7 protein-coding genes and 1 pseudogene are annotated in these 5,107 nt (G+C 69.6%); 1 reads left to right on the top strand and 7 read right to left on the bottom strand.

The window, feature by feature from the left end; translation table 11 throughout:
- A pseudogene (locus QZ500_RS12275) lies at positions 1–141 on the top strand (cytochrome c family protein); the annotation flags it as partial.
- Here QZ500_RS12275 and QZ500_RS12270 read toward each other — a convergent pair.
- The 7 genes from QZ500_RS12270 to QZ500_RS12240 form a co-directional block, all read right to left on the bottom strand.
- Positions 108–446 carry a cytochrome c family protein gene (locus QZ500_RS12270; RefSeq protein WP_295855689.1) on the bottom strand — a complete coding sequence of 113 codons (339 nt, stop codon included), beginning with the start codon at positions 444–446 and terminating at the stop codon, positions 108–110. The pseudogene QZ500_RS12275 and the gene QZ500_RS12270 sit on opposite strands and share 34 nt — an antisense overlap.
- A gap of 45 nt (positions 447–491) precedes the next feature.
- A complete protein-coding gene (locus tag QZ500_RS12265) occupies positions 492–1,076 on the bottom strand; it encodes a response regulator transcription factor (protein WP_295855687.1) in 585 nt (194 codons plus the stop codon).
- Positions 1,073–2,416 carry an ATP-binding protein gene (locus QZ500_RS12260; protein WP_295855684.1) on the bottom strand — a complete coding sequence of 448 codons (1,344 nt, stop codon included), beginning with the start codon at positions 2,414–2,416 and terminating at the stop codon, positions 1,073–1,075. Before QZ500_RS12260 ends, QZ500_RS12265 begins: the two co-directional genes overlap by 4 nt.
- Complete coding sequence (locus QZ500_RS12255; RefSeq protein WP_295855683.1) at positions 2,400–3,176, bottom strand: SURF1 family protein; 777 nt, start codon at positions 3,174–3,176, stop codon at positions 2,400–2,402. The genes QZ500_RS12260 and QZ500_RS12255 overlap by 17 nt, the downstream gene beginning before the upstream one ends.
- The gene (cyoD, locus tag QZ500_RS12250) at positions 3,176–3,586 is read right to left on the bottom strand and encodes a cytochrome o ubiquinol oxidase subunit IV (protein ID WP_295855691.1); all 411 of its coding nucleotides are present in this window, start codon (positions 3,584–3,586) and stop codon (positions 3,176–3,178) included. Before cyoD ends, QZ500_RS12255 begins: the two co-directional genes overlap by 1 nt.
- A gap of 80 nt (positions 3,587–3,666) precedes the next feature.
- Entirely contained in the window at positions 3,667–4,299 is a 633-nt protein-coding gene (cyoC, locus tag QZ500_RS12245) for a cytochrome o ubiquinol oxidase subunit III (protein ID WP_295855681.1), read from the bottom strand.
- Positions 4,300–4,306: 7 nt separating this feature from the next.
- Positions 4,307–5,107: cbb3-type cytochrome c oxidase subunit I (locus tag QZ500_RS12240; protein WP_295855679.1), on the bottom strand; the 801-nt coding region annotated here is incomplete at its 5' end.

The raw sequence follows: 5,107 nt of genomic DNA, 5'->3' as shown, positions 1-5,107 counted from the left end.
CTGCGCGATCCGGACGCTGTCGTCCCGGGCAACAAGATGCGCTTCTGGGGCTTGCGCAGCGATCGCCAGATCGCCGACCTGCTGGCCTACCTTCCCCGCGGCGGCGCTCACCGTTGTCCGGCGCCGGCGCTGCGCAGGTAGGCCAGCAGGTCGGCGATCTGGCGATCGCTGCGCAAGCCCCAGAAGCGCATCTTGTTGCCCGGGACGACAGCGTCCGGATCGCGCAGGAAGGCGGCGAGGCGCTTCTCGTCCCACACGAAGCTGGCCTTTTTCATCGCCGGCGAATAGTCGAAGTCCGGCGCCGAGCCGGCTCGGCGGCCGATGATGCCGTTCAGCTGGGGCCCGAAGTTGCTGCGTGCGCCGGGCCCGACCTGGTGGCAGTTGGCGCAGCGCTGGAAGGCGGTGCGACCAGGCGCAAGCGCATCGGCGCCGTGGGCCGGGGCCATCACGAGACAGGCGAGCAGAGGCGCGAGAAGACGCATCCGGCCGCCCTACTTCACGCGCTGCTTCTCGAGCTTGCGCGCCAGCGTGCGCCGGTGCAGGCCGAGGCGGCGCGCCGCTTCCGAAATGTTGAAGTCGGTCTCGGCGAGCACCGCGTGGATGCGCTCCCACTCGAGGGTCTTGATCGAGGTCGAGCGGTTCGTCACCTCGACGTCGGTGTTGCCGGCCACGTGGCCGAAGGCGGCCTCGATGTCGTCGGTGTTCGAGGGCTTGGCCAGGTACTGCACCGCCCCCAGCTTGATCGCCTCGACCGCGGTGGCGATGCTGGCGAAGCCGGTCAGCACCACGATCAGCATGTCGGCCGAATGGGCATGCAGCGCCTGCACGCAGGCGAGGCCCGAGGCTTCGCCCTGCAGCTTCAGGTCCACCACCGCATAGCCGGGCGTGTGGCCGTCGCGCAGCAGCGCTTCCACCGCCTCCAGGCCGGCGGCCTGCAGCACGCGGTAGCCCCGCCGCTCGAACGAGCGGCCGAGGGTGCGGGCGAAGGCGGCGTCGTCCTCGACGATCAGCAGCAGGCGCTCGTCGTCGTCTTCGTCGTGGTCAGGGGCCGGGATCGGGCGGGCGTCGTCGGTCATGGCAGGTCCTCGTCGTCGCCCAGGGCGATGGTGGCGAGCGGCAGCGTGATCGTCACTTCGGCACCGCCCTCGGGCCGGTTGCGGGCCGCGACGGTCCCGCCGAGCGTGCGCGCCACGTTCACCGCCAGGAACAGGCCGAGCCCGCCGCCCGCGCGGCCCTTGCTCGACTGGTAGGGCTTGCCGAACTGCGCGAGCATCGCCGGCGCGAAGCCGGGGCCGTGGTCGGCGACGGTCAGCACCAGCGCATCGGCGTCGCGCGCCGCGACCAGCCGGACCCAGTGGGGCGAGGCTTCGAGCGCGTTGTCGAGCACGTTGTGCACCGTCTGCTTCAGGGCCGAGTCCGACACCATCGGCAGGTCGTCCTCGCCGAAGTGGTTGTCGTAGACGAAGCCGGTCACCGGGCGGGTGGTGCGCCATTCGGCCACCAGGTCGTCGAGGAAGGTGCCGACGGTGGTTTCCTCCGGTGCCTCGCCGCGGGTCTCGCCGGCCGACAGCAGGATGCCGCTGACGATGGATTTGCAGCGCTGCAGCTGCAGCTGCATCTCCGCCACTTCGGCGAGCAGTTCGGGGTCGGACGAGAAATGCGGCAGCCGGCGCCAGTCGCCCAGGATGACCGCCAGCGTCGCGAGCGGCGTGCCGAGTTCGTGTGCGGCGCCGGAGGCCAGCAGCCCCATGCGCACGATGTGCTCCTCCTCGGCGGCGCGCTGGCGCAGTCCGGCCAGGCGGGCGTCGCGCTCGCGCAGGTTGCGGCCGATCCGGGTGATGAAGACCACCAGCAGCACCGCGTTCAGCACGAAGCAGATCAGCATGCCCAGGATGTAGGGGCTGGCGAGGCCGTGGTCGTGGTCGGGCGGCAGCGCGAGCGGCTGGGCGAACATCGCCAGCCCCGCGAAGCCGGCGGCCGCGACGGCCGCCATGGTCCAGCTGTAGGCCGGGCGCAGCAGCACGGCGGCCAGCGTCACCTGCAGCAGGTACAGGAAGGCGAACGGATTGGTGGCGCCGCCGCTCAGGTAGAGCTGGGCGGTGAACATCGCCATATCCACCAGCAGCGCGAGGAACAGCTCGCGGCTGCGCACCTCGCGGCGGTAGAAGCGCAGCCGCAGCAGGCTTGCGACGTTGAACAGCGCGAGGACCGCGAGCACCGCCAGCATCGGCGCCAGCGGCAGCGCGATCCGGTAGCCGTAGTGCACGACCGCGATCGTCGCGATCTGCCCGACCACCGCGATCCAGCGCAGCTGCACCAGCTGCTGCATGTTCTTGAAGCCGGTGGCATCGCCCGGGGCGGTCGCCGGCGCCGCGGCCGGTCGTGCGGCGGTGGGTCGGTCAGAAAGTGCGTGCATCGGCAGCCGGGCGGGAGGGGTGGACGGCGGCGGCGCGGCTCCATGCGGCGCGGCGGTCGTGGCGCACGACGTAGACCGTGGCACCGGCGACCATCGCAGCCAGCGCCCACCAGGTCAGCGCATAGACGAGATGGTTGTCCGCGAAGGCGACGACGGTCAGCCCCGGCGCTGGCCAAATGTCGCCGCGTACGGCGCCGGCCGGTGCGTCGGCATCGACGAAATAAGGCGCGGTCGACCCCAGCCCGCGTGCGGCGGCGATGGCCGCCACGTCGCGCGAATGCCAGCGGTCTGCTACGGGGTCGTTCTTGCGCAGGAAGCCGCCGCCGGGCTCGGTCGTGCGCAGCAGACCGACGACGGTGGTGTCGCCCTCGGGGGCGGGGGTGCCGCGCGCATCCGATGCGCGGCGTTCGGGCGGGACGAAGCCACGGTTGACCAGCACCGTGGTGCCGTCAGGCCGCTGGAGCGGCGTCAGCACCCAGAAACCGGCGCCGAGCGCGGTGGTGGCCTGCACCAGGGTTTCGCGGTCGTGGAGGAAGCGGCCCTGCAGCCGCACGTGGCGGTAACCGTCATGGTCGGCGGTGACGGTCGCCCACCGCTCCGGCCCGGGGGCGTCGACCGGCAGCGCCTGCACCCGGGCTTCCACCTGGGCGACGAGGGCATGTTTCCAGGCGCGCCGCTCCACCTGCCAGACGCCGAGGGCCAGGAAGCCGCAGAACGCGACCAGCGCGCCCGCGGCCAGCAGTGCGCGCCCGAGCCTCATCAGGGCATGTTCTTCATGTCGTGCACGCTCGGAGGCATCATGTTGTGGTTGAGGTGGAACATCACCCACAACGAGCCGGTCAGCGTGATCACCACGAGCACGAGCGTAAAGACCAGCGCCAGCATGTTCCAGCCGCCTTCCGAGCGGGTGTTCATGTGCAGGAAGTACACCATGTGCACCACGATCTGCACCGCGGCGAAGCCGAGGATCACCAGCGCGGTGGTGCTGGACTTCTCGAACACGTTGCCCATCACCAGCCAGAACGGGATGGCGGTCAGGATCACCGACAGCACGAAGCCGGTCATGTAGCCCTTGAAGGTGCTGTGCGCCGCACCGTCGTCGTGGTCATGGTCGTCGTGACCGTGGCCATGGCCCTGGTCGTGGTGCACCGCATGGCCGTGGCTGTGCAGCGGCTCGGCGCCCGGCGGCGTCTTGCCGGGGGTGTTGTCGGGCGTGTCGTCGGAGGAACGGGTCGGGTTGCGGGGGGCGCTCACGGCAGGACTCCCATCAGGTAGACGAAGGTGAAGACGCCGATCCAGACCACGTCCAGGAAGTGCCAGAACATCGACAGGCACATCAGGCGGCGCCGGTTCTCGGCGATCAGGCCGTGGCGCTTCAGCTGGAACAGCAGCGTGACCAGCCAGATGATGCCGAAGGTCACGTGCAGCCCGTGGGTGCCGACCAGCGTGAAGAACGACGACAGGAAGGCGCTGCGCTGCGGCACCGCGCCCTCGTGGATCAGGTGGGCGAATTCGTACAGCTCCAGCGCGATGAAGACCACGCCGAACAGTCCGGTGATCGCCAGCCACATCATCGTGGGCCCGAGACGGCGGCGCTGCATCTCCAGCATCGCGAAGCCGTAGGTGATCGACGACAGCAGCAGCATGGCGGTGTTGATCGCCACCAGCTTCAGGTCGAACAGGTCGGCACCGGACGGGCCGGCCGCGTAGCTGCGGCCCAGCACGCCGTGCACCGCGAACAGGCAGGCGAAGATGAGGCAGTCGCTCATCAGGTAGAGCCAGAAGCCGAGGAGCGTGCCGTTCTCGACATGGTGCTCGCCGGGCACGTGGAATCGCAGGTTCTGCGGCTCGTCCACGGAATCGGAGTGGGTCAGGGTCGTCATGGTGGGACTATCCGGCGTGCGCGGCCAGGATGCGGGAACGTTCGGTCTCGGTGCGGACGACCTCGTCCGCGTCGATGTAGTAGTCGCGCTGGTAGTTGAAGGTGTGCGCGATCGCGACGGCGACCAGCGCGACGAACGCCGCGGCGGCCGGCAGCCACATGTGCCAGATCAGGGTGAAGCCCAGCACCGTGCTGATGCCGGCCAGGATGATGCCGGCGCCGGTGTTCTTCGGCATGTGGATCGCCATGAAGCCTTCTGCCGGGCGCTCGTAGGCACGCTGCTTCATCTGGTGCCAAGCGTCGCCGTCGTGCACTTCGGGGGTGAACGCGAAGTTGTAGGCCGGCGGCGGCGACGAGGTCGACCATTCCAGCGTGCGGCCGTTCCACGGGTCGCCGGTCCAGTCGCGCAGCTCGTGGCGGCGGCGGAAGCTGACCCACAGCTGGACCAGGAAGGCGGCGATGCCAAGCGCGATCAGGAAAGCGCCGAAGGCGGCGATCTGGAACCAGATCTGCAGCGACATGTCCTCGAAGTGGTTGACCCGGCGGGTCACGCCCATCAGGCCGAGCACGTACAGCGGCGCGAACGCGACCCAGAAGCCGATCAGCCAGAACCAGAACGACACCTTGCCCCAGAAGTCGTCGAGCTTGTAGCCGAAGGCTTTCGGGAACCAGAAGTTGATCGCGGCGAACAGGCCGAACAGCACGCCGCCGATGATCACGTTGTGGAAGTGGGCGATCAGGAACAGGCTGTTGTGCAGCACGAAGTCGGCCGGGGGCACGGCCAGCAGCACGCCGGTCATGCCGCCGAT

This window comes from uncultured Xylophilus sp., from assembly GCA_913776965.1.
GTDB lineage: Bacteria > Pseudomonadota > Gammaproteobacteria > Burkholderiales > Burkholderiaceae_C > Xylophilus.
The sequence above is the reverse complement of the archived record's forward strand: the minus strand, read 5'-3'. Positions and strand labels throughout refer to the sequence as shown.

Coding starts and splice junctions, on each gene's coding strand:
- QZ500_RS12265 (WP_295855687.1), bottom strand. CDS start 1,076: ATGACCGACGACGCCCGCCCGATCCCGGCCCCTGACCACGACGAAGAC.
- QZ500_RS12255 (WP_295855683.1), bottom strand. CDS start 3,176: ATGAGGCTCGGGCGCGCACTGCTGGCCGCGGGCGCGCTGGTCGCGTTC.
- cyoC (WP_295855681.1), bottom strand. CDS start 4,299: ATGACGACCCTGACCCACTCCGATTCCGTGGACGAGCCGCAGAACCTG.
- QZ500_RS12270 (WP_295855689.1), bottom strand. CDS start 446: ATGGCCCCGGCCCACGGCGCCGATGCGCTTGCGCCTGGTCGCACCGCC.
- QZ500_RS12260 (WP_295855684.1), bottom strand. CDS start 2,416: ATGCACGCACTTTCTGACCGACCCACCGCCGCACGACCGGCCGCGGCG.